The 21491-nt window shown below is 70.4% G+C and carries 24 protein-coding genes and 1 pseudogene; 10 read left to right on the forward strand and 15 right to left on the reverse strand.

The features are described 5' to 3' along the window. A pseudogene (locus ACGFMK_RS17410) lies at positions 1–477 on the reverse strand (hypothetical protein); the annotation flags it as partial. Positions 478–592: 115 nt separating this feature from the next. Here ACGFMK_RS17410 and ACGFMK_RS17415 point away from each other — a divergent pair. Both ACGFMK_RS17415 and ACGFMK_RS17420 read left to right on the forward strand, forming a co-directional pair. Beyond that, positions 593–1681 carry an LLM class flavin-dependent oxidoreductase gene (locus ACGFMK_RS17415; protein WP_392763702.1) on the forward strand — a complete coding sequence of 363 codons (1089 nt, stop codon included), beginning with the start codon at positions 593–595 and terminating at the stop codon, positions 1679–1681. Then, positions 1678–2280, forward strand: a complete 603-nt coding sequence (locus ACGFMK_RS17420; RefSeq protein ID WP_392763705.1) for an FMN reductase — start codon at positions 1678–1680, stop codon at positions 2278–2280. Before ACGFMK_RS17415 ends, ACGFMK_RS17420 begins: the two co-directional genes overlap by 4 nt. Here the strand turns inward: ACGFMK_RS17420 and ACGFMK_RS17425 are convergent. Genes ACGFMK_RS17425 through ACGFMK_RS17435 form a run of 3 tightly spaced genes read right to left on the reverse strand, consistent with a single transcriptional unit; the run spans position 2268 to position 3671 of the window. Continuing rightward, entirely contained in the window at positions 2268–2867 is a 600-nt protein-coding gene (locus ACGFMK_RS17425; RefSeq protein ID WP_392763708.1) for a dihydrofolate reductase family protein, read from the reverse strand. The genes ACGFMK_RS17420 and ACGFMK_RS17425 overlap by 13 nt on opposite strands. 1 nt (position 2868) lies before the next feature. Continuing rightward, on the reverse strand, positions 2869–3339 hold the full coding sequence (locus tag ACGFMK_RS17430; protein ID WP_392763711.1) for an SRPBCC family protein: 471 nt from the start codon (positions 3337–3339) through the stop codon (positions 2869–2871). After that, positions 3336–3671 (reverse strand): ArsR/SmtB family transcription factor, encoded by a 336-nt coding sequence (locus tag ACGFMK_RS17435; protein WP_392763718.1) that lies wholly within the window; start codon positions 3669–3671, stop codon positions 3336–3338. Before ACGFMK_RS17435 ends, ACGFMK_RS17430 begins: the two co-directional genes overlap by 4 nt. A gap of 142 nt (positions 3672–3813) precedes the next feature. Here ACGFMK_RS17435 and ACGFMK_RS17440 point away from each other — a divergent pair, with 142 nt between their 5' ends. Together ACGFMK_RS17440 and ACGFMK_RS17445 are read left to right on the forward strand one after the other, a co-directional pair. Then, positions 3814–5274 (forward strand): serine hydrolase domain-containing protein, encoded by a 1461-nt coding sequence (locus ACGFMK_RS17440; protein WP_392763721.1) that lies wholly within the window; start codon positions 3814–3816, stop codon positions 5272–5274. Beyond that, the gene (locus ACGFMK_RS17445; RefSeq protein WP_392763724.1) at positions 5241–5657 is read left to right on the forward strand and encodes a PGPGW domain-containing protein; all 417 of its coding nucleotides are present in this window, start codon (positions 5241–5243) and stop codon (positions 5655–5657) included. Before ACGFMK_RS17440 ends, ACGFMK_RS17445 begins: the two co-directional genes overlap by 34 nt. On the opposite strand, the gene ACGFMK_RS17450 is transcribed toward ACGFMK_RS17445, so the two are convergent. Then, the gene (locus tag ACGFMK_RS17450) at positions 5650–6213 is read right to left on the reverse strand and encodes a TetR family transcriptional regulator (RefSeq protein ID WP_392763727.1); all 564 of its coding nucleotides are present in this window, start codon (positions 6211–6213) and stop codon (positions 5650–5652) included. The genes ACGFMK_RS17445 and ACGFMK_RS17450 overlap by 8 nt on opposite strands. Positions 6214–6273: 60 nt before the next feature. Between ACGFMK_RS17450 and ACGFMK_RS17455 the strand changes: the two genes are divergently transcribed. Continuing rightward, positions 6274–6945 (forward strand): TetR/AcrR family transcriptional regulator, encoded by a 672-nt coding sequence (locus ACGFMK_RS17455; RefSeq protein WP_392763730.1) that lies wholly within the window; start codon positions 6274–6276, stop codon positions 6943–6945. Positions 6946–6949: 4 nt separating this feature from the next. On the opposite strand, the gene ACGFMK_RS17460 is transcribed toward ACGFMK_RS17455, so the two are convergent. The 7 genes from ACGFMK_RS17460 to ACGFMK_RS17490 form a co-directional block, all read right to left on the reverse strand. After that, positions 6950–7594: an epimerase gene (locus tag ACGFMK_RS17460; protein ID WP_392763733.1), complete on the reverse strand. Its 645-nt coding sequence runs from the start codon at positions 7592–7594 to the stop codon at positions 6950–6952. Between the two features lie 10 nt (positions 7595–7604). Then, a complete protein-coding gene (locus tag ACGFMK_RS17465) occupies positions 7605–8000 on the reverse strand; it encodes a carboxymuconolactone decarboxylase family protein (RefSeq protein WP_392763736.1) in 396 nt (131 codons plus the stop codon). Between the two features lie 191 nt (positions 8001–8191). Beyond that, positions 8192–10687: a LamG-like jellyroll fold domain-containing protein gene (locus ACGFMK_RS17470; RefSeq protein ID WP_392763739.1), complete on the reverse strand. Its 2496-nt coding sequence runs from the start codon at positions 10685–10687 to the stop codon at positions 8192–8194. A gap of 29 nt (positions 10688–10716) precedes the next feature. Then, a complete protein-coding gene (locus tag ACGFMK_RS17475; protein WP_392763742.1) occupies positions 10717–11691 on the reverse strand; it encodes an ABC transporter permease in 975 nt (324 codons plus the stop codon). Next, the gene (locus tag ACGFMK_RS17480; protein ID WP_392763745.1) at positions 11688–12650 is read right to left on the reverse strand and encodes an ABC transporter permease; all 963 of its coding nucleotides are present in this window, start codon (positions 12648–12650) and stop codon (positions 11688–11690) included. The genes ACGFMK_RS17475 and ACGFMK_RS17480 overlap by 4 nt, the downstream gene beginning before the upstream one ends. After that, on the reverse strand, positions 12643–14199 hold the full coding sequence (locus ACGFMK_RS17485) for a sugar ABC transporter ATP-binding protein (RefSeq protein ID WP_392763748.1): 1557 nt from the start codon (positions 14197–14199) through the stop codon (positions 12643–12645). The genes ACGFMK_RS17480 and ACGFMK_RS17485 overlap by 8 nt, the downstream gene beginning before the upstream one ends. After that, complete coding sequence (locus ACGFMK_RS17490) at positions 14199–15275, reverse strand: ABC transporter substrate-binding protein (RefSeq protein ID WP_392763751.1); 1077 nt, start codon at positions 15273–15275, stop codon at positions 14199–14201. Before ACGFMK_RS17490 ends, ACGFMK_RS17485 begins: the two co-directional genes overlap by 1 nt. Before the next feature lie 156 nt (positions 15276–15431). Here ACGFMK_RS17490 and ACGFMK_RS17495 point away from each other — a divergent pair, with 156 nt between their 5' ends. Next, positions 15432–16436 carry a LacI family DNA-binding transcriptional regulator gene (locus ACGFMK_RS17495; RefSeq protein WP_392763753.1) on the forward strand — a complete coding sequence of 335 codons (1005 nt, stop codon included), beginning with the start codon at positions 15432–15434 and terminating at the stop codon, positions 16434–16436. A 179-nt stretch (positions 16437–16615) separates the two neighbouring features. On the opposite strand, the gene ACGFMK_RS17500 is transcribed toward ACGFMK_RS17495, so the two are convergent. Further along, positions 16616–17779: an AAA family ATPase gene (locus ACGFMK_RS17500; protein ID WP_392763756.1), complete on the reverse strand. Its 1164-nt coding sequence runs from the start codon at positions 17777–17779 to the stop codon at positions 16616–16618. A gap of 444 nt (positions 17780–18223) precedes the next feature. On the opposite strand from ACGFMK_RS17500, the gene ACGFMK_RS17505 reads away from it, so the two are divergent. From ACGFMK_RS17505 to ACGFMK_RS17515, 3 genes are read left to right on the forward strand one after another with little or no spacing between them, the layout of a single operon-like run. Next, positions 18224–18403 (forward strand): hypothetical protein, encoded by a 180-nt coding sequence (locus ACGFMK_RS17505; protein ID WP_392763758.1) that lies wholly within the window; start codon positions 18224–18226, stop codon positions 18401–18403. Next, entirely contained in the window at positions 18400–18591 is a 192-nt protein-coding gene (locus ACGFMK_RS17510) for a hypothetical protein (protein ID WP_392763761.1), read from the forward strand. Before ACGFMK_RS17505 ends, ACGFMK_RS17510 begins: the two co-directional genes overlap by 4 nt. A 29-nt stretch (positions 18592–18620) precedes the next feature. Further along, positions 18621–19292 carry a GntR family transcriptional regulator gene (locus ACGFMK_RS17515; RefSeq protein WP_392763762.1) on the forward strand — a complete coding sequence of 224 codons (672 nt, stop codon included), beginning with the start codon at positions 18621–18623 and terminating at the stop codon, positions 19290–19292. Between the two features lie 60 nt (positions 19293–19352). Here the strand turns inward: ACGFMK_RS17515 and ACGFMK_RS17520 are convergent, their stop codons facing one another. Together ACGFMK_RS17520 and ACGFMK_RS17525 are read right to left on the reverse strand one after the other, a co-directional pair. Further along, entirely contained in the window at positions 19353–19916 is a 564-nt protein-coding gene (locus ACGFMK_RS17520; RefSeq protein WP_392763765.1) for a snapalysin family zinc-dependent metalloprotease, read from the reverse strand. Between the two features lie 187 nt (positions 19917–20103). Then, a complete protein-coding gene (locus ACGFMK_RS17525; protein ID WP_392763767.1) occupies positions 20104–20595 on the reverse strand; it encodes a winged helix-turn-helix transcriptional regulator in 492 nt (163 codons plus the stop codon). Positions 20596–20695: 100 nt separating this feature from the next. Between ACGFMK_RS17525 and ACGFMK_RS17530 the strand changes: the two genes are divergently transcribed. Further along, on the forward strand, positions 20696–21400 hold the full coding sequence (locus tag ACGFMK_RS17530) for an SDR family oxidoreductase (protein ID WP_392764130.1): 705 nt from the start codon (positions 20696–20698) through the stop codon (positions 21398–21400). Positions 21401–21491 lie beyond the last annotated feature (91 nt).

Raw genomic sequence — 21491 nt, forward strand, 5'->3', positions numbered from 1 at the left:
GTCACCGGCGGTCAGGGACGGCCCGGCGAGGTCGGCCCACTCGAGCCAGGCCTCCTGGGCCTCCTCGACGGTGTGCTTCTCCGTCGAGAGCGTGACGGCCTCGAACAGCTGCCGCGGGCCGGCGGCCGTGACGTCGGCCGAGCCGACCACGACGAACGCCGGGTCGTCCTCGGCGATCACCAGCTTCGCGTTCAGCCCGCGCAGCGAGTGCACGGCCACGCCGGCCTTCACCCAGTGCAGCAGGGCGTGCGGGCTCGTCGTGCCGGCGAGCACCGAGTCGAGGCCCGCGTCGGTGATCAGCGTGTCGCCCGGCTGCAACGGCAGCAGGGCGGCCGCGCCGGGACCGACGTGACCGAAGGCGGCCACCAGGTTCCGGCGTGGGCTGAGCAGTGGGGTGATCGAGGCCCAGATGTCGCGGCCGGTGAGAAGTCGTACCGAACGTTCTGCCAAACCCAGCCGAGCGAACTCCGCGTCCATGCCTTTGACCTTAGCTGGTGGCCCCTCAGGGGTTGTCGGCCGGAATATCTCTTGCTTGGAAGTAGTTGAACGCGCATGTAAGGTCGACGGTGCGCCTTCGGAAAGGGAGCAGGTCATGCAGTTCGGAATCTTCACGGTGGGCGACGTCACGACGGACCCCACGACCGGCACCACGCCGAGCGAGCACGAGCGGATCAAGGCGATGGTCCGGATCGCGCTCAAGGCCGAAGAGGTCGGTCTCGACGTGTTCGCGACCGGCGAGCACCACAACCCGCCGTTCGTGCCGTCGTCGCCCACGACGATGCTCGGCCACATCGCCGCGCGGACGTCCAAGCTGATCCTCTCGACGTCGACGACGCTGATCACCACGAACGACCCGGTGAAGATCGCCGAGGACTTCGCGATGCTGCAGCACCTGGCCGACGGCCGCGTCGACCTCATGATGGGCCGCGGCAACACCGGCCCGGTCTACCCGTGGTTCGGCGAGGACATCCGCCAGGGCATCCCGCTGGCCATCGAGAAGTACGCGCTGCTGCGCCGGCTCTGGCGTGAGGACGTGGTCGACTGGGAGGGCAAGTTCCGCACCCCGCTGCAGGGCTTCACGTCCACGCCGCGCCCGCTCGACGACGTCCCGCCGTTCGTCTGGCACGGCTCCATCCGCAGCCCGGAGATCGCCGAGCAGGCCGCCTTCTACGGTGACGGCTTCTTCGCCAACCACATCTTCTGGCCGAAGGAGCACTTCCAGCAGCTCATCGCCTTCTACCGCCAGCGCTTCGAGCACTACGGCCACGGCCAGGCCGACCAGGCCATCGTCGGGCTCGGCGGCCAGGCGTTCATCCGGCCGAAGTCGCAGGACGCGTGGAACGAGTTCCGGCCGTACTTCGACAACGCGCCGGTGTACGGGCACGGCCCGTCGCTGGAGGAGTTCACCGACCAGACGCCGCTGACCGTCGGCAGCCCGCAGGAGGTCATCGACAAGACCCTGACCTTCCGCGAGCACTTCGGCGACTACCAGCGCCAGCTGTTCCTGATGGACCACGCCGGCCTGCCGCTGAAGGTCGTCCTGGAGCAGCTCGACCTGCTCGGTGAGCACGTGGTCCCGGTGCTGCGCAAGGAACTCGATGCGATGCGCCCGGCGCACGTGCCGGACGCGCCGACGCACGAATCCCTGAAGGCCGCGACGTTGGTGGGGAGCCCGGCATGAAGCTCGCGGTGGTGACGGCCGGGCTGTCCGTGCCGTCCTCGACCCGGTTGCTGGCCGACCGGCTGGCCGCGGCGACCGTCAACGGGGTCGCGGCCGGGTCACCGGTCGACGTCGAAGTCGTCGAGCTGCGCGACATCGCGCTCGACGTCACGAAGAACCTGCTCACCGGCTTCCCGAGCCCGGACCTGCGCGCGGCCATCGAGACGGTGACCGGTGCGGACGCGCTGATCGCCGTCACGCCCGTGTTCACCGCCGGCTACAGCGGCCTGTTCAAGTCGTTCTTCGACGTCCTGGACGCGGAGTCGCTGGTGGGCAAGCCGGTGCTGCTCGGCGCGACCGGCGGCACCGAGCGGCACTCGCTGGTGCTCGACTACCAGCTGCGGCCGCTGTTCGGGTACCTGAAGGCGGACCCGGTCGCGACGGGCGTGTACGCGGCTTCTTCGGACTGGGGCAGCGGTGAAGGCGCGCTGCAACGGCGGATCGAGCGGGCGGGCGCCGAGCTGGCGTCGCTGGCCGCCGGTCGTCCCGCGGTGGCCGCGGCGCCGTCCTTCGTCCCCTTCGACCAGCTGCTGGCGGAAGTGTCCGCTCAGGACCGGTAGCGCACCCGGTAGCTCAGGTGCGTGACGCCGTCGCCCGCGACGACCTCGGACCGCTCCAGCTCGGCCTTGCCGGCGTCGAGGTTTTCGAAGTAGCGGACGCCCTCGCCGAGGAAGACCGGCACGAGGTCGATCTTCAGTTCGTCGAGCAGCCCGAGGTTCAGGCACTGCCGGGCGATGCTGGGCCCGGAGACGCCGACGGTGCCGTCCCCGGCCGCCTTCGCCCGCTCGATCGCCGTCGCGACGTCCGGGCAGAAGGTGAACGGCGCCAGGTGCTCTTCCGGCCAGTCCGCGGGCGGCGGGCGATGCGTCACGACGAACGCCGCGCCGCCGCCGGGCGGGTGGCCGCCCCAGCCGTGGGTGTACTCGAACACGGTGCGGCCGCAGACGAACGCGCTGTGCTCGGCCTGCGCCAGGTGCCGCCGGAGGTAGCCGGCGCTCGCTTCGGCGACGTGGAACGTGATCGGGTAACCGACCATCGGCACTGCGACGTCGCCGCCCTCGTACCAGTCGAAGAGCGGTCCCACGCTGTTGTCGGGGCGGGCCACGAAGCCGTCGAGGGACATGCAGAAGCTCGCCACCACCGGCATGTCAGCTCTCTTCTTCGAGCAGGGTGCCGAGCCGGTCGTACGACTCGGTGATGCCGCCCTCCATGCCGTTCGCGAGGGCCGCGTCCCGCGCCTCGACGGACGGGAAGACCGAGCGGTTGTGCATCCGCGTCCGGCCGTCGCCGAGGCCGGTGAAGGTCATCACGTCCAGGCTGACCTCACCCGGCGCGCCCTCGAACTCGAAGGTCTGCACGATCCGGGAGCCGTCTTCGACGCTGTGGAACACGCCGCGGAAGAAGAACTCGCCGCGCTCGGCCCGGTGCGCGTACCGGTGGCTCCCGCCGGACCGGACGTCGTACTCGAAGATCTCCATCTCCAGGTCGGCCGGGCCGAGCCACCGCTTGACCAGGTCGGGCTCCCGGTGCGCGCGGAACACGGCAGCCGGTGGCGCGGCGAACTCGCGGGTGACCTCGATGAACGGGGTGCCGGGCGGCGCGGTGATCGTGGTGCTCATTCGGTTTCCTCCAGGGATTCCAGTACGGCGTCGAGCCGCCGGTAGGTGCGCTCGGTGGCCAGCCGATAGGTGTCGATCCAGCCGGTGAGCGCTTCGAGGGCGGCGGGCACGAGGTGGCACGGCCGGCGCTGGCCGTCGCGGCTTCGCGTGATCAACCCGGCCTGCTCGAGGACCTGGATGTGCCGGGAGACCGCCTGCTTCGTGATCGCGAAGGGCTCGGCCAGCTCGTTGACCGTCGCCTCGCCGCGGGAGAGCCGGGCGACCAGCGCGCGGCGCACCGGGTCGCCGAGGGCGGTGAACGCCCGGTCCAGCGCCTCCTCGTCAACCGTCATCTTTATCAACCAATCTGTTTATCAACCGATGTGTTGAATGTAGGCCGGGCCCGGCACGGCGTCAAGAAGGTGCCGAAAGCAGGGGGTGGCTCGCGCCGTCCGGCAGCCGACGGCGGGTGGGTCCGCTGCCTACCTTTGCGCCATGACCAGGCTGTTCGCGCTGCTCGGCGCGCTTTTCGTCCTGCTGGCGACCCCGGCTTCCGCCGCTCCCGCGGGTGACGGCGTCGACGACTACGTCCGCGCCTACCTCGACCACACCGGCCTGCCCGGCGCCGCGGTCGCCGTCACGCACGGCGCCGAAGTCGTGCGTGTCGCCGGTTACGGCCACGACGCGGCGGGCGTGCCGATCACCGCGTCCACCCGGCTGCCGATCGCGTCGCTGAGCAAGTCGATGACGGCGTTCGCCGTGCTCCAGCTCGTCGACGCCGGCCGCGTCGGGCTCGACGAGCCGGTGACGCGGTACCTGCCGGAGTTCCGGCTCGCCGACCCGCGCGGCGCGCGGATCACCGTGCGGATGCTGCTGGACCAGACGTCCGGGATGGCCGACTCGGCGTTCCCCGACCTGACGCTGCCGCAGCCGCACACCCTCGCCGAAGCCGTCTCGCGGCTGCGGGACGCGGGCCTGGCGGACAATCCGGGCACGACGTTCCACTACCACAACCCGAACTACGAGGTGGCCGCCCGGATCGTCGAGGTCGTCGCCGGGCAGCCGTTCCCCGAGTACCTGCGCACCCGGCTGTTCCGGCCGCTCGGCATGCCGGCCACCTCCACTGTGGACAGTCCGCCCGCGGACCTCTCGCCGGGGTACGTGCGGGCGTTCGGGTTCGCCGTCCCGGTGACCGAACCGGACTGGTTCACCGGCGGCAGCCACGGCGTGCTGAGCACCGCGACCGACCTGACCCGCTGGCTGATCGCCCAGCGCGACGGCGGAGGCGTGCTGTCGCCGGCCTCGGTCGCGCTGGCGCACACCCCGGCGCCCGGCCACGACTACGCGTTCGGCTGGGGCGCCTACCGGCCGGGGCAGCTGTCCCACAACGGCGAGTGGTTCAGCCACACCGCGGCCCAGATCCTGCTGCCCGGCGGTTACGGCGTCACGGTGCTCGCCACGACCGGGCTGGCCCTGGACAACGACGCCGAGTCGCTGGCGCAGGGCCTCGCGACCCTCGTCCAGGGCGGGACCCCGGAGCTCGCGCTGCCCGCCGGGGTGGTCGCGGACCGGGTGCTGGCCGGGCTGATCCTGCTCTCGGTGGTGCTCGCCGTGCTCGGCGTCGTCCACGCGCGCCGGTGGGCGGCGCGCCGGACGTCGTGGTGGCGGGCCGGGCTGCGGTCGGTGCCGTGCCTGCTCCCGGCGCTGGTCCTGGTGCTGCTGCCGGAGCTGATGAGCGTCGTGTTCGCCGGGCGCCAGGGCACGTTCGGGCAGATCCTGTACGTCTGGCCGGGCGTCGTGGTCTGGCTGGGCGTGGCCACGCTCGGCGGGCTCGTGGTCTCCGCGGCGCGGGTCCGGGTACTCGCGAGTGGCACTCGGGGGCACAACCAGGAAGAATCGGACCGAACGAGGGGAGTGGCCGAGTGGGGATCGGTAAACAGGCCAAGCGCATCCTGATCACGGCGGCGGGGGCGATCCTGCTGGTGGTCGGCGTGCTGCTGCTGGTTCTGCCCGGGCCGGGCCTGCTGCTGGTGCTCGCGGGGTTGCTGCTGCTCGCCTCGGAGTTCCCGGCGCTGGAGCGGTACGTCGACCCGGTCCGCGACCGCGCGATGAAGGCGGCCGAGGACAGCGTGTCGTCCCCGCTGCGGATCGCGGGCTCGGTGCTGGCCGGCCTCGCGCTGCTGGCCGCGGGCATCGTCTGGGGCTCGGTGAAGTCCCTGCCGTTCAGCGGCTGGAGCACCGGATCGAGCCTGATCCTGTCGTCGGTGATCCTGTTCGCGCTGCTGATCTGGAGCTACCGCCGGGTCAAGTCCCGCCGGAAGGAGAAGGCGGTCAGCTGACCAGCCGGCGGACCGCTTCGGTGACCGTCGCGCGGCGGTAGGCCTGGTCGTCCGGGGCCACGTTGATCATCTCCACGGTCTGGGCCGACCACATCGACGCCAGGCTGACCACCATCATCAGCAGCTGTTCCGGCTCGAAGCGGTCCGAGACCGTGCCGGCCTCCTGGGCCGCGCGGATGGCGTCGACCTTGCTCTTGGCCGAGTCCGTGATCGCCTGGATCGTGCGGCCGGTGCCGGCGCGCTCGAGGCGGTACCAGGCGGAGATCCGGGCCACCTCGGGGTAGGCGACGTAGTTGTCGAACAGCCGTCCGGCGTACCCGGGCAGGTCGTCGGCGGTGATCGGCGTCTCGGTGAGGGTGCGCTCGACGATCGTGTCGAAGACCGCGTCGAACAGGTCGTCCTTGCTGCCGAAGTAGGTGTAGACGAGGCCGGCGCTGCACTGCGCGCGCGTGGCGATCCGGTCCATCCGGGCCCCGGCGATGCCGTGCGCGGCGAACTCCGCCAGCGCGGCGTCGAGCAGCTGGCGGCGCTTCGCGGCGGGATCCCGGGTGGCCATGCCCCGATTCTAGTTGAACGAACGTTCAGTGCGATCCGGTCGAGCGGTAACCTCGGCCTCATGAGCGGCGGATTCCAGCGCGCCCGGCGGCCGGAGCAGATCGAGGCACGCCGTGCCGCGATCCTCGCCGCCGCGCGCGAGCTGCTCGCCGAGCGGCCGGTCGCCGAGATCAGCCTGCGGGAGCTCAGCTGCCGGGTGGGGCTCGCGAAGTCGAACGTGCTCCGCTACTTCGACAGCCGCGAGGCGATCTTCCTCGAGGTCCTGGACGTCACCTGGACGGACTGGCTCGGCGACCTGGAAGAAACCCTCGCCGACCCCGGGCCGGCCAAACCCGGCTTCGCCCGCGAAGAACGGCTCGCCGGGACGCTCGCGACGTCGCTGGCCGGGCGTCCGCTGCTGTGCGACCTGGTCAGCTCGATGGGCTCGGTGCTGGAGCGCAACATCTCCCTCGAGTTCGCCCGGAGCTTCAAGCGCCGCGCGGCCGCGAACACCGAACGGCTCGGCACACTGGTCCGGAAGCGGATCCCCGAGCTGTCGGTCGAAGGCGCGGGGCACTTCGCGAGCGCCGTGGTCGTGGTGGTGTCGGGCCTGTGGCCGTACGCCAACCCGACCGAGGCCGTCGCCGTCGCGTCCGCCGAGCTGGGCGGCCCACCGCCGGACGAGCTGTTCACGACGGCGCTGGCCGAGGGGCTGGCGAACCTGCTCGCCGGGCTGGTCGCGCGCGGCCGGTGACGCCTCAGCGGTGCGCGGCCGCCGTGATGTCGGTGTTCTCCAGGATCTGCCGCTCGTACCCGTGCGCCGCGACCTCCAGCATCGCGCGGCCGATCTCCTCCGTGGTCGTCACCGCGCGCGGCGCCAGCCGCCGGAGCACCGGGTACAGCGGCGCGACGACGCGGTAGAGCACCCGGTACAGGGTCGTCTTCGACGTGATCCCGTGCAGCGGCTGGATGTAGCCGGGCCGGAAGAAGAACGTCCGCAGCGGCAGCTTCGCCAGCGCGTTCTCCGTCGCGCCCTTGACCCGGGCCCAGCGCACCCGGCCGCGTTCGGTGCTGTCGGTGCTCGCGCCCGAGACGTACACGAACGTGGTGTGCTCCGGCAGCTTCACGGCGACCGAAAGCGTGAGCTGGTAAGTGATCCGCTCGTACTCGTCGGCCGCGACCCCGATCGACGACAGGCCGAGGCAGAACAAACACGTGTCGTATCCGGTGATCGGCTCGAGGGCGAACAGGTCCTCGCGCACCAGCTCCGTCAGCTTCGGATGGGTGGTGCCGACCGGTGCCCGGCCCACGGCCAGCACCGCCTCGACCCGCTCGTCCAGCAGACACTCCCGCAGCACGCCTCGCCCGACCATCCCGGTCGCGCCGAACAGGACCACCCGCACGAGCCCACCCCTATTCCGCGGTCACCGGCAGCAACCCGCGTTCGCCGAAGACCTTCTTGGCCGCGAAGGTCGCGTTCAGCGCCTTCGGGAATCCACAGTAGACGGCCGAGTGCAGGAGCGCTTCGACGATCTCCGCCGGCGTCAGGCCGACGTTGAGCGCCGCGTTGACGTGCACGTCCAGCTGCGGCTCGCAGCCACCGAGGGCGGTGAGCATGCCGAGGGTGACGAGCTGCCGGTCGCGCGGCGCCAGCCCGGGCCGCGCGTAGATCTCCCCGAACCCCCACGAGACGACGGCCTCGCCCAGCGCGGGGGCGACGTCGGCGAGCGCGTCGAGCACCCGGTGCCCGGCCTCGCCGTCGATCTCGGTCAGGGTCTTCAGGCCACGCTCGAAGCGCTCGTCGGTCATGTCGGTTCCTTTCCCCGGCGGTCGTTGACCCGATCGACGCTAGGGGCTGGAGCGCGCTCCAGGGCAACCGTGACGGCCACCACGAAGGGTGGACTTCACCGCACACGTCCGGGGGGAGTGAGCAGTCGCCCCGAAACGGGCTCAGGGCGGCCGAATTTCTTCGACCGCCCCGAGTTCCGGCTGGTTACCTGTTACTTGCCGCTGGCGTACAACGCGCTCACGTCCGCGTCGGACAGCGCCCGGTCGTAGACGTGCACCTGGTCGACCGCGCCGTCCAGGTAGTCCACCGGGCCGCCGCCGTACTTGCCGCGGCCGATCACCGTGTGACCCGTCGAGGCGTCGCCGAGGCAGACGCTCTTCGTGGCCGCCAGCTGGCCGTCCACGTACAGCTTCAGCGTGCCCGAAGCGGCGTCGCGGACACCGACGACGTGGTACCAGCGGTTCGCTTCCGGTGCGGCGGGCGCCAGGGCCCGCGTGCCGACGAAGCTCATCGCCAGCCGGTGGTCCGCGCCCGAGTACTGCAGGAAGAACGCGCTGGTGCTGTCGCCGTCCTGGCTCACCACCGTCTGGAAGCCGTCGCCGACCTGGTTGAACTTGACCCACGCCGCCGCGCTGTAGCTGCCCTCGGTGTTGACGAGTGCCGCACCCGTGTCGGCGTACTGGCCGGAACCGTTGGTGGCCAGCGCCGAACCGCTCTTGCCCGCGGTCCAGGACGCGCCGCCGACGAGCGTCGCGTCGTGGCTGCCGACGACGTCCTTCGCCACCGTGCCGGTGTTCTCGTCGAACGGGTAGGCGGCGATGCCGTCGATCCCCGGCGTGCCCGCGGGCACCGAAGGCCCGGCCACCGGCTTGCCCGTGGCGCCCTTGATGACCGCCTCGTTGGCCGCGCGGACCGCCGCGAAGTCCATCTTCTTCACCTGCCTGTCGTAGGTGAAGAAGCCGTTGACCTCCTTCTCGACGTCGGTGGTCTGCGTGTAGACCCCGGCCGAGACACCGCACCGCTGGGCGACCAGCAGCAGGCGCTGCTGGAGTTCGCCGTAGCGCCGGGTCAGCGTCGCGCTGTCGGGCTCCATCTCGTAGGCGAAGCTGCCGGCCGGGTCGAACTGGTGACCGTCGACCTTGAGGCCGAGGCCGCCGTACTCACCGTCGACGGCCGCGCGGGTGCCGGTCTGCACCGGCGTTCCCGGCCCGGTGTAGGTGTGGTCGTCGTAGATGTCACCCTTGCCGCTGTCCGGTTCGGACCGGCAGCAGTTGACGCCGGATTCGGCGTTGACCAGCCGGGAGGGATCCCACGACTTGACCTCGTCGGCGATCCGGCCGACCTCGTAGTCGCCCCAGCCCTCGTTGAACGGCACCCACGTGACGATCGACGGGAAGCTCGAGTGCTGGTCGATCATCCGGTGCATCTCGGACTCGTAGTTGACGCGCGACGCGGGCGTCGGCTCGACGTCGTCCTTCATCGCCGGCATGTCCTGCCAGACCATCAGACCGAGCTTGTCGGCGTAGTAGTACCAGCGGTCCGGCTCGACCTTGATGTGCTTGCGCACCATGTTGAAGCCGAGCGCCTTCTCCTGCTGCAGGTCGAACTTCAGCGCGGCGTCGGTCGGCGCGGTGTAGATGCCGTCCGGCCAGAAACCCTGGTCCAGCGGGCCGACCTGCATGACGAACTTGCCGTTGAGCAGCATCCGCTGCTTGCCGTCGGCGGTCTTGCCGACGCTGATCGTCCGGATGCCGAAGTACGAGCCGACCTCGTCTCCGCCCGACAGCTTGACGCGCAGGTCGTAGAGGAACGGGTCGTCCGGGGTCCACAGGTGTGGCCGGTCCACCTTGAGCTTCAACGGCTTGTTCGCGTCACCGGTGACGTGCCCGACCGGCCGGCCGTGGTCGTAGGCGGTCGCTTCGACCCGCTGCTTGACCGGCCCGCCGACCACGGCGTTGATCGTGACCGTCCCGGTCGCGGCGTCCGGGGTGGTGTCGAGGCGGTCGATGTGCGCCGAGGCGACCGGCTCCATCCAGACGGTCTGCCAGATGCCGGAGGACGGCGTGTAGAAGATGCCGTCGCCGGGCTGGCGCTGCTTGCCGATCGGCTGCCCGCCCTGGTCGTTCGGGTCGGCGACGCCGACGACGATCTCCTGGGTCTTCTTGGTGGTCAACGCGTCGGTGACGTCGACGGACCACGCGTCGTACCCGCCGGTGTGGCGGCCGACGGTCTTGCCGTTGACGATCACCGTGGCGTCGTAGTCGACGGCCTGGAAGTGCAGCTGCAGCCGCTGTCCCTTGCCGATCTGCCAGTTCTTGGGCACCTCGAACGTGCGGCGGTACCACATGTTCGTCTCGTGGCGCATGATCCCGGACAGCGCGGACTCGACCGGGTACGGCACGAGGATCCGCTCGCCGAGCGTCTTCCCGACCGGCGCGGCCTCACCCGGGGTCGCCTTGGCGAACTCCCAGACGCCGTTGAGGTTCTGCCACTGGTCGCGGGTCAGCTGCGGCCGCGGGTAGTCCGGGAGGGCGTTCGTGGGCGAGACGTCCTTCGTCCACGGGGTCGACAGCGGTGGGGTCAGGCGTTGCCACTGGGGTGTGTCCGCGGCGCTCGCCGCGGGTGCGGTGCCGAGGCCGGCGACCGCGACGGCGAACGCGGCGGTGGCGGTGAGCCACCGGCGGGTTCTGCGGGCAGGACGAAACATCGTTGAGACCTCCTGATCGGGGCGTGGGCTCAGCGGGTTCGGGACCGCGCCAGCAGACGCTGGATCACCACGACGATGAGCAGGAAGGCCCCGCTCACCACCGTCTGGTAGTTGGAGTCGAGGGTGCCGACCTGGTTGATGACGTTCTGGATCAGCACCCGCAGCAGCACGCCGACGAGCGTGCCGACGATCGTCCCGGCACCGCCGGTGAGCAGCGTGCCGCCGATGACGACGACCGAGATCGCGTCCAGTTCGGTGCCGACGCCGATCACCGTGACGCCGGACTGCAGGTACGCGGCGGTGAGGATGCCGGCGAAGCCGGCGAGCGCGCCGCTCAGCGTGTAGAGCGTGATCTTCGTGCGGACCACCGGCAGGCCCATCAGCAGCGCCGACTGCTCGGCGCCGCCGATGGCGAACACCGACTGGCCGAACCCGGTGCGCCGCAACAGGAGCCCGCCGAGCGCGAACAGCACGAGCGTCAGGTACACCGGCACGCCGACGCCGAAGATCGTGCCCTGGCCGAGCCAGAGGATCGCCGAGCCGGGCTCGATCTTGAACGTCGTCGCGCCTTCGGAGGTGATGGCGAGCAGCAGGCCGCGGGCGAACAGCAGCGTCGCCAGCGTCACGATGAACGGCGCCATCCCGGTGCGCGCGATGAGCAGGCCGTTGATCAGCCCGATCGCCGAGCACACGACCAGCGGCAGCAGGATCGCCACGAAGAAGCCGTACTGGGAGCCGTACGCGGCGAGCACGCCGCCGAGCGCGTAGTTCGAGCCGACCGACAGGTCGATGCCGCCGGAGATGATCACGAACGTCATGCCGAGCGCGATCACCGCGAGGAACGAGCCCTGCAGCGCGAGGTCGCGCAGGTTGTCCGCGGACCCGAAGCGCGGGAACGCGAACCACGCCACGATGAGGCCGATGACGAGCACGACGGCCGCGCCCTGCCGCTGCAGGACCCCGGCGAACGCCGCGTTGCGCGCGGTGGTCTGGGTCGCGGTCATTTGCGGCTCCGCTCACGAGCGACGTACACGGCTACGACGATGATGGCCGCCTGGACCATCTGCGCGGTCGAGTCCGGCAGGTTGTGCTTGATCAGGGTGGCGTGCACCAGCTGCATCAGCAGCGCGCCGAACACGGTGCCGAGCACCCGGACCCGGCCGCCGGTCAGCGGCGTGCCGCCGACGACGACCGCGGTGATCGCCGACAGCTCCATCAGCAGGCCCAGGTCGTTCGGGTCGCTGGCGCCCAGCCTCGACGTCGCGAGCACGCCGGCCACCGCGGCCAGCGCCCCGGAGATGACGTAGACGCCGACGAGCACGCGCTTCACCGGGAGCCCGGCCAGCGAGCTGGCGGCCCGGTTGCCGCCCACGGCGACCAGCTGCCGCCCGAACGTCGTGCGCTGGACGACCAGCCCGGCCAGCACCGCGAGCACCCCCGCGACGATGACCATGATCGGCACGCCGAGGACGTCACCCGTGCCCAGCTCCAGGAAGTCCTGGTTGTGCAGCTGGACGAGCTGGCCGTGGGCGATGACGAGTGCGAGCCCGCGGCCGCCGACGAGCAGTGCCAGTGTCGCGATGATCGGCTGGATCCCCAGGTAGGCCACCAGGTAGCCGCTGAACAGGCCGGACAGGATGCCCGCGATCACCGCGACGATGACGGCCGTCATCGGCCCGGCGCCGAGGTAGAGCGGGATGAGCGCGGCGGCGATCGACATCGCCGAGCCGACCGACAGGTCGATGCCCTCGGTGCCGATCACCAGCGCCATGCCGAGCGCGACGATGCAGACCGGCGCGGCCTGCACCAGCTGCGTCCGGAAGTTGGCCGCGGACAGGAAGTTCTCGGTGAAGAAGACGTTGAACAGCAGCAGCACGACAACGGCCAGGTAGACGCCGTAGTTCTGCAGCCACGCGGTGACCGTGGCCCGGTCGGGCGTTCGGGTCAGGGTGGCGCTAGACATCGTTGTCACCTTCCGCTGCGATCGCGGCCAGGACGTTTTCCTCGGTGATGCCGTCACCCGTCAGCTCACCGACGGCCGAGCCGTCACGGAGCACGACGACGCGGTCCGAGCCGTCGATCAGCTCCTCCAGCTCGGACGAGATGAGCAGCACGCCGAGGCCTTCCTTCGCGAGTTCGTCGATCAGCGCCTGGACCTCGGCCTTGGCGCCGACGTCGATCCCGCGGGTCGGCTCGTCGAGCAGCAGGATCTTCGGGCCGGTGGCCAGCCAGCGGGCGAGCAGCACCTTCTGCTGGTTGCCGCCGGACAGCTCGGACACCTTCTGCTCGGGGCTCGAAGCCTTGATCCGCAGGCGCTCCATGAAGATCTTCACGACCCTGTCCTGCTTGGCCTTGCTGACCAGGCCGAACGGCGAGAGCGTCGGCAGCGCGGCGAGCACGATGTTCTCGCGCACCGACAGGTTCGGGATGATCCCGTCGGTCTTGCGGTCCTCGGCCAGCAGCGCGATCCCGGCGCGCATGGCCGCCGCGATCTTGCCCTTCTTGAGCGGTTTCCCCGCGAGCAGGACACTTCCGCCGTCGAGCGGGAACGCGCCGACGATGGCCCGCGCGGTTTCGCTGCGCCCGGAGCCGAGCAGCCCGGCCAGGCCGACGACCTCGCCGGGCCGGATGCTCACCGAAACGTCGTGCAGCCGCCGCATCCCGGCCAGGTGCTCGGCCTTCAGCAGCGGTTCGCGGTCGACGTCGTGTTCCTCGCCGAACGCCGTGACGCCCTCTTCGCGGATCTGGCGGATCTCGCGGCCGAGCATCAGGGACACCAGCTCGATGCGCGGGAGCTTGGCCAGCGGTCCACTGTGGACGACCCGGCCGTCGCGCAGCACGGTGACGCTGTCGCAGACCCGGTACAGCTCGTCCATCCGGTGGCTGACGTAGACGATCGCGATGCCTTCGGCGTGCAACCGGTTCAGCACCTCGAAGAGCGTCTCGACCTCACGCGGTTCGAGCGACGACGTCGGCTCGTCCATGATGACGACCTTCGCGTCGGTCGACACCGCGCGGGCGAGGGCGACCATCTGCTGCGCGCCGACACCCAGGGTGTGCAGCGGGCGCTTGACGTCGTCGTGGATGCCGTACCCCTTGAGCAGCTCGCGGGCGTCGGCGTACATCTTGGACCAGTCCACGAGCCCGGCGCGGGTGCGCGGTTCGCGGCCGAGGAAGACGTTGCTGGCGATGCTCATCAGCGGGACGAGGTTGACCTCCTGGTAGATCGTGGAGATCCCGGCCCGCTGCGCCTCGATCGGCTGCTTGAACGTCACCGGCTCGCCGAGGTGGCGCACCTCGCCCTCGTCGGGCTGGTAGACGCCGGTGATGACCTTGATCAGCGTCGACTTGCCGGCGCCGTTCTCCCCGACGAGGGCGTGCACCTCGCCGGGGGCGAGCCGGAAGCTGACGTCGTCGAGCGCGAGGGTGCCGGGGAACCGCTTGGTCACCCCGGCCACCTCGAGCACCGGTGCGGTCGTCATGGCGACGTCCTCTTCGGTGGCTGCCGTCATCAGTACGCGTTCCCGACCTTCTGCGCCGCGTTGGTCTCGTCGTACTGGTCGTCGGTGATCACGATGCTGGCCGGGATCGGCTGGCCGTCGGCGAACTTCTGGAGCGTGTCGAAGGCGAGCTGGCCGAAGCGCGGGTTGGACTCGATGACGGCGTTGTAGCTGCCGTCGGCGATGAGCTGCACGGCGTTGCGCGTGCCGTCGACCGAGACGACCTTGACGTCCTTGCCCGGCGTCTTGCCCGCGGTCTTCAGCGCGTTGACCGCGCCGATGCCCATCTCGTCGTTCTCGGCGTAGACGGCGGTGAGGTCCGGGTGGCTCTGGATCAGCTGCTCCATCACGGCCTGGCCCTTGGACCGGTCGAACTCGCCGGTCTGCTCGGCGACCACGGACAGGCCCGGCGTCTTGGCCAGCTCGTCCTTGAAGCCCGAGGTGCGGTCGGTCGTCACGTTGTTGCCCGACGCGCCGAGGAGGATCGCAACCTTGCCGTTACCTCCGGTCGACTTCACCATCGCGTCGGCCGCGCGCTTGCCCTGCTCGACGAAGTTGGAGCCGATGAAGGTCAGGTAGTCGGTGCACGGCGCCGACGTCACCTTGCGGTCGACGGTGACGACCGGGACCTTCTTGGCCTTCGCGGCGTCGAGCGCCGGCTGGAGGCCGTCGGAGTTCAGCGGCGCGACGATCAGCAGCTGGGCGCCCCGGTCGAGCAGCGACTTGATGTCGCTGATCTGCCGGTTGAGGTCGCTCTGGGCGTTGGTGACGAGCAGCTTGTCGGCCGGGATGCCGAGCTTCGCCGCCTGGTCGCGAATGGACTGCGTCTCGGCGATCCGGAAGGGGTTGGCCTCCTTTTCGGACTGCGAGAAGCCGATCACCGCGGTCTTCGGGTCGATCTTGGGGTAGCCGGTCTTCGCCAGCGTGCAGCCGTCGGCGGACGGTGCGGCGGAGGACGCGGAAGCGGCCGGTCCGCCACCGCTCGACGGTGCGGCCGGAGTCTCCTCACGGGCGGTGCAGGAGGTGAGGGTGAGCGCGGCGGCGGCCGCGGTGACCAGGACCAGACGGGGACGGGTGGACAGCGGCACAGCGACTCCTCGGGCAGCGACGGTGGTGGCCCGCTCACCGGGGTGATCGGAGTCACCGCGGGAGCCTTGAGGTACTTTTTACATCGTTGGAACAACGTTGTAAACCGGCAAATTGTCGCTACACTTCGACCTCACGCTGAGGTGAAGGGATCGCCCGTGACCGTGACGCTCAAGGACGTCGCCACGCTTGCCGGAGTATCGGTGAAGACGGTGTCGAACGTCGTGAACGGCTATGCCTTCGTCAAGCCGGAGAACCGCCGCCGCGTCGAAGAAGCGCTGGCCGCGACCGGTTACCGCCCGAACGTCGGCGCCCGCAACCTCCGCCGCGGCCGTACCGGTTTCCTGGCGCTGATGGTGCCGGAGCTGTCGATCCCGTACTTCGGCGAGCTGGCCGGCCTGGTCATCACGGCGGCCCAGAAGCGCGGCTGGAGTGTCTTGATCGAACAGACCCAGGGGACCCGCGAGCGCGAGCGCAAGACGTTGTCCTCGCTGGGCCCCCATCTGGTCGACGGCGCGCTGGTCCACCCGGAGGCGTTGGAGGCGGCGGACTTCCCGGACGAACCAGGCGGCATCCCCCTGGTGATGCTGGGCGAGCACGCGGTCGACGTCCCGATCGACCATGTGGCGATCGACAACGTCCTGGCCGCGCACGTGGCGGTGTCCCACCTGGCGTCCTTGGGGCGCACGCGCATCGCGGCGATCGGCCGCAACCCGGCCCGTGGGACGTCGTCCCAGCGCTTGGCCGGCTACCGCTCGGCCTTGGTGGAGGCGGGTCTGTCCTATTCGGACTCCCTGGTCGCCCCCGCCGAGAAGTGGCACCGCGGTTACGGGGCGGCGGCGATGAAGTCGTTGCTGGCGTTGCCATCCCCGCCCGACGCGGTCTTTTGTTTCAACGACCTGCTGGCGATCGGCGCGCTACGGGCCGTCGCCGAGCTGGGCCTGCGGGTGCCGGAGGACGTGGCGATCGTGGGGTTCGACAACAACGAGGAGAGTGCCTTCTCGTTGCCTGCGTTGACAACGATCGCCCCGGACAAGACCGCGCTGGCGGAAGCGGCGATCGACCTGGTGAGCCGTCGGATCACGGGGGAGAAGTCGGCTCCGCCGCAGGACATCCAGACCCCGTTCGCCCTGGAGATCCGGGAAAGCACCAAGGGCCGCTGACGTTCAGCAGGGCGCCGCCGTGTCGTCCACCTGAGTACGCGTGTCGTCCGCCTGGGTACGCGTGTCGTCCGCCTGGGTACGCGTGTCGTCCGCCTGGGTACGCCGCGTGCTGCTGGCAGATTCTCGTAGGTGGACCGCGATGGACGACACGCGTACCTGGCTGGACGACACGGCCGCTGTCAGCGGGTGGGCCAGTGCCACGAAGGCCGGTCCAACCTCCCTTGCCCCACCAGCTTCGTCTCTCCGTACTCCTTCTCCAGCTCCACCTCGCCCACCTCCGCGATCTCCGACAGGGCCCTGATCAGCAGCTGCGCGTGCGAGACCACGACGACCTGGGTCTCCTTCGCCGCGACGGCGATCAGCGAGGCCAACGCCGGCAACAGATCCGGGTGCAGGCTGGTCTCCGGCTCGTTCAGCACCAGCAGCTCCGGCGGCCGCGGGGTCAGCAGTGCCGCCACCCAGAGGATGAACCGCAGCGTGCCGTCCGACAGCTCCGCCGCCTCCAGCGGACGCAGCAGGCCGTGCTGGTGGAAGCGGACCGTGAACCGGCTTTCCGGCGCCACCACCTCCAAGCGCGACCCCGGGAACGCCTGGTCGACGATCGACTCCAGCTCCGCCGCCCGGCCGATTTCGATGATCGTGCGCAACGCGGCCGCCAGGTCGGCGCCGTCGTGGGACAGCACGGGCGTGCGCGTGCCGATCTGCGACTGGCGGGCCGGCGCGTGGGCGTCCGTGCGGAAGTGGTCGTAGAACCGCCAGCCGCGGATGCGCTCGCGGACCAGCAGCAGTTCCGGGCACGCCCGCGGGTCGGCGAACTCGCTCAGCATGCTGTCCGTCAACCGGATCTCGAACCGATCGGAACCCCACTCGCCCGACTCGACGCGCGTGCGGACCACCGGCCCCGCGCGGTCGGCCAGCAGCGCCGACGGGCGCAGGACCGGGCCCGACCACACCGCCTCGCGCTTGAACTCCGGGTCCCGGTTGAACATCGTGTCCAGGGGCTGCGGCAGGCCCAGGTCCAGCGCGTAGCCGTACTCGTCACCCGCGAACCCCAGCTTCAGCCCGAGCGCCTTCGTCCGCACCGTGCCCTGCACCGGCGTACGCCCCTCGCGCACCGACCGCCCGATCGTCTCCGGGCCGGCCCACAGCGTCGACGGCAGGCCGCCCTCGCGGGCCAGCGCCGCCACCGCGCCGTTGCGGGACGCGTCCGCCAGCAGCCGCAGCGCCCGGTACAGGCTCGACTTGCCGCTGCCGTTCGGCCCGGTGACGACGGTCAGCCCGGACAGCGGCAGCACCAGGTCGCGCAGCGAGCGGTAGTTCTCGACGGCAAGCGTGGTCAACATGCCCCGAACCTAACCGCCACCCCCGACAGTGGGTGTCCTCGGCGGCTTGACGGTGCTCGCGGGCCTCCTCACAGCGCCCGAGGCGGCAGCGGCACCGGACCTCCCAAAGAAGCCTGTGGCGCAGAAGCCCTACCTGGGCTGGAGCAGCTGGAGCCTCGAGTCGACGAAGTAAGTACGTCGCCGACTACGTCCACAAGTAGGGCCTGAAACTCGGTCGGCCTGGACCTCAAGGCCTACAACGACGGCAAATCCCCGATCGCCGGCACCACGAACTGCCACACCAAGTACCTCGTCTACCCCGACCTGCGCAAGACCAACGGCTGGGTCTCCGCCTGCAAGATCGACAGACATCGAGGCCTGACACAAGGCCATCGCCAAGGCCGGCCGCCCGATGGAGTTCGTCGTCTCCTGGGCGCTGAGCCACCGCCAGGCCGACGTCTGGAAGTGACCACCGGCTGGCGCTTGGCCGACAAGCAGTCCTGGCCGGCGAAGTTCGGCTACGACGACCCGGTGTTCGCCAAGACGATGTGCTGGGTGCGCGTGCTGACCGACCGCGGGTTCGCGCCGGCTCGGGCAAGGAGGCGATGGAGACGGCCGGCACGTTCGCGAAGCTACCCGGAGTGAAGGTCGGGATCGCGGCGACGGTGCTCGGGCCGTCCGGGAAGCGGGCGCTGCTGTCCATTCGAACGGGAACAACGGCCCCGCAGGACGCGGAACGGCCGCTGTTCGAGGCGTACTTCGCGCACCAGCGCGACGACGACGTGTGCGCGGAGATGGCGCGGAAGAGCGCCCAGGTCCTGGGCAAGCAGTAGCCTGGTCACTACCGGTGAGGGGAGTCAGGGTGAGTTCCGGACGACGGCTCGAGGCGCTGCCGAGCAGGCAGGTGCTGGCGGACGGCGTCTACGAGCAGATCCGGGCGCTGATCATGAACGACGGCATCGAGCCGGGCGCGCGGGTGAACATCGACGAGATCGCCCGCGAGCTCGGCGTCTCCGGCACGCCGGTGCGCGAGGCACTGGCGCGGCTGGAGTCCGAGGAACTGGTCAGCCGGCTGCCGTTGCGCGGTTACCGCGTCACGGAGTTGCTGAACCGCAAGGAAGTCGACGACATGTACGCGCTGCGCCTGCTGCTGGAGCCGCCGTCCGCGGCCCTGGCGGCGGCGGCGATGTCGGACGAGAGCGTCGCCGCGCTGGAGGCCGAGCTGGCGACGTGCCCGGCGGCCCCGGTCCACGACGCGTACAGCGACTACAAGGCCCTGACCGCGCACGACGCCCGGTTGCACGAGCTGATCCTGCACCTGGCCGGGAACGTCGCGGTCGAGCAGGCGTTCGCGCGCACCCACTGCCACCTGCACTTCTTCCGGCTGAACTACAACCAGCCGTTCGGCGAGCAGACGATCGCCGAGCACCGGACGATCGTGGACGCCCTGGTGGCGGGCAGCGCGGCGGGCGCCCGCAAGGCGATGACGGCGCACCTCGAGGTCGCGCGGGATCGCCTGGTCTCCCGCCTCTGACGTGCGAAGGCCGCACCGGGCGTACCCGGTGCGGCCTCCCCCGACGACGTCAGACCTGGGTCACTTGACCGGCATGGTCACTTCGTAGATGCGCGACGGCGTGGCGGCCGCGGCGCGGAAGCCGTTGGCCCACAGGGATTCCACCTGAGCGGACTCGTCGGCGTTCGGGTTCGCGTTGGTGCACGACGGGCCGGGGCCACCACCTGACATCAGCTCGGAGCACGGGCCCGCGTAGTGGTCCGGCAGGCCCAGCGCGTGCCCGGTCTCGTGGGCCGTGATGCGGGTCTGGTTGTACTGCTCGGCCTGCGTGTAGTCGATGAAGATCGTGCCGCTGCCGTGGCCGTCGGTCTGGGCGTACGAGCCCTGCGGGTCGTTGCCTTCGGTGTAGTGCAGCGTGGCGCCCGAGGAACTCTCCTGGAGCTTGACGTTCGACACCGCCGCGTTCCAGTTCGCCGCGCCGGCGTTGATCTGGTCGCGGAAGGTGGGGGCGTCCGAGGTGTCGTAGTAGACGATCGTGGCCGCTTCGGCCTGGGCCGGGGCCGCGAAGGCCGGTGCGGCGGTCATCGGGGTGGCGATCATCGCCAGTGCGACAGCGGCTCCGGGCAGCAGGTACTTCCTGGACATCGGGACGGCTCCTCGCGATAGGGGCAGCTGTGGGGAATTTGCCGGGTTTGCGTGTGCTGTGGTCCGAATTTACGGATCCGGACCCGGCTTGTGACCCGACTTTCGTACTGCGTGTTTAGTGGTGATTTACCAACCATTTCGCAGTGTTGACATGCGCCACAGTGCATACGAGGATGCGCCGCCCGGGTCAGGAAACCGGCTCGGCCAGCGGGATCTCGCCCTTGGACAGCCATGAGCCGCGCCACGCCAGATCGTCCCTGACCAGCGGTTTTCCGCAGCTGTCGCAGTTCGCGCCCGGCCGGGTGAGCTGTCCGCAGCTGGTGTGGACCAGCTTCATCGGGCCGTACGCGCGCGCCGAATCCGTGTGGGCGTCACCCCACGCGCCGAGGGCGTGCAGCACAGGCAACGCGTCCGATCCGGCCTGGGTGAGCCGGTACTCGTGTCGCGTGCGGCCGCCGTCGCGGTAGGGGAGTTTCGTCAGCAGGCCACGGTCGACGAGCTTGCCCAGCCGGGTCGTCAGCACGTTGTCGGCGATGCCGAGATCGCTGCGGAAGTCCTCGAACCGGGTCGTGCCCGCGGTGGCGTTCCGCAGGATCAGCAGCGTCCACGGCTCGGCCAGGACGTCGGCGGCGCGGGCGATCGGGCAGGAGGCGTCCTCCCAGGTGATGCGGCGGCTCATGTGTGATCCCTTCGAGCTGGCTTGCTTGGAGCAAGTTTACGCCGTACTGTCGGCCGTAGCTAGCTTGCAACGAGCAAGCCAGATGCGAGAGGAGCTCGACATGGAGATCAAGGGTGCGGTGGCGCTGGTCACCGGAGCCAACCGCGGGCTCGGCCGTCAGTTCGCAGCCGCCCTCGTCGAACGGGGAGCGGCGAAGGTCTACGCGGCCGCGCGCAACCCGGAGTCGGTGGACCTGCCGGGGGTGATCCCGATCCGGCTCGACGTGACGGACCCGGAGTCGATCCGTGCGGCCGCCGCGGCCGCCGGGGACGTCACGCTGCTGGTCAACAACGCCGGGTCGTTCACCGGCGCGTCGCTGCTGGGCGGGTCGCTCGAGGACATCCGGCTGGAGATGGACACGCACTACTTCGGGACCCTGGCCGTGACGCGCGAGTTCGCGCCGGTGCTGGAGCGCAACGGCGGCGGGGCCGTGCTCAACGTCCTTTCGGTGCTGTCGTGGTTCACCACGCCGCGGGTCGGGGCCTACTCCGCGGCGAAGTCGGCGGCCTGGTCGCTAACCAACGCGCTGCGCCTGGAACTGGCGCCGCAGAAGACGCAGGTGACCGCGCTGCACGTCGGGTACATGGACACGGACATGGCCAAGCACGTCGACGGCCCGAAGGTCGACCCGGCGTTCGCGGCCGGCCTCGGAATCGAAGCTGTCGAACAAGGCCGCTTCGAGGTGCTCGTCGACGACCTCAGCCGCAACGTCCGCGCGGGGCTGGCCGGCGACCTGACCGGGCTGTACCCGAGCCTGACCGCCTGAGTCCACAGAGGACTGTTCGGGGCCGCCATGGTCATTCCGGGACCCCCGGAACACACCCGTGGCGGCCCCGGGCGTATGAATACCCGGGTGG

This window comes from Amycolatopsis sp. NPDC049252 (assembly GCF_043197175.1).
Classification (GTDB): Bacteria; Actinomycetota; Actinomycetes; order Mycobacteriales; family Pseudonocardiaceae; genus Amycolatopsis.

Coding starts and splice junctions, on each gene's coding strand:
- ACGFMK_RS17415 (WP_392763702.1), top strand. CDS start 593: ATGCAGTTCGGAATCTTCACGGTGGGCGACGTCACGACGGACCCCACG.
- ACGFMK_RS17420 (WP_392763705.1), top strand. CDS start 1,678: ATGAAGCTCGCGGTGGTGACGGCCGGGCTGTCCGTGCCGTCCTCGACC.
- ACGFMK_RS17425 (WP_392763708.1), bottom strand. CDS start 2,867: ATGCCGGTGGTGGCGAGCTTCTGCATGTCCCTCGACGGCTTCGTGGCC.
- ACGFMK_RS17430 (WP_392763711.1), bottom strand. CDS start 3,339: ATGAGCACCACGATCACCGCGCCGCCCGGCACCCCGTTCATCGAGGTC.
- ACGFMK_RS17435 (WP_392763718.1), bottom strand. CDS start 3,671: ATGACGGTTGACGAGGAGGCGCTGGACCGGGCGTTCACCGCCCTCGGC.
- ACGFMK_RS17440 (WP_392763721.1), top strand. CDS start 3,814: ATGACCAGGCTGTTCGCGCTGCTCGGCGCGCTTTTCGTCCTGCTGGCG.
- ACGFMK_RS17450 (WP_392763727.1), bottom strand. CDS start 6,213: ATGGCCACCCGGGATCCCGCCGCGAAGCGCCGCCAGCTGCTCGACGCC.
- ACGFMK_RS17455 (WP_392763730.1), top strand. CDS start 6,274: ATGAGCGGCGGATTCCAGCGCGCCCGGCGGCCGGAGCAGATCGAGGCA.
- ACGFMK_RS17465 (WP_392763736.1), bottom strand. CDS start 8,000: ATGACCGACGAGCGCTTCGAGCGTGGCCTGAAGACCCTGACCGAGATC.
- ACGFMK_RS17470 (WP_392763739.1), bottom strand. CDS start 10,687: ATGTTTCGTCCTGCCCGCAGAACCCGCCGGTGGCTCACCGCCACCGCC.
- ACGFMK_RS17475 (WP_392763742.1), bottom strand. CDS start 11,691: ATGACCGCGACCCAGACCACCGCGCGCAACGCGGCGTTCGCCGGGGTC.
- ACGFMK_RS17480 (WP_392763745.1), bottom strand. CDS start 12,650: ATGTCTAGCGCCACCCTGACCCGAACGCCCGACCGGGCCACGGTCACC.
- ACGFMK_RS17485 (WP_392763748.1), bottom strand. CDS start 14,199: ATGACGGCAGCCACCGAAGAGGACGTCGCCATGACGACCGCACCGGTG.
- ACGFMK_RS17500 (WP_392763756.1), bottom strand. CDS start 17,779: ATGTTGACCACGCTTGCCGTCGAGAACTACCGCTCGCTGCGCGACCTG.
- ACGFMK_RS17520 (WP_392763765.1), bottom strand. CDS start 19,916: ATGTCCAGGAAGTACCTGCTGCCCGGAGCCGCTGTCGCACTGGCGATG.
- ACGFMK_RS17525 (WP_392763767.1), bottom strand. CDS start 20,595: ATGAGCCGCCGCATCACCTGGGAGGACGCCTCCTGCCCGATCGCCCGC.
- ACGFMK_RS17530 (WP_392764130.1), top strand. CDS start 20,696: ATGGAGATCAAGGGTGCGGTGGCGCTGGTCACCGGAGCCAACCGCGGG.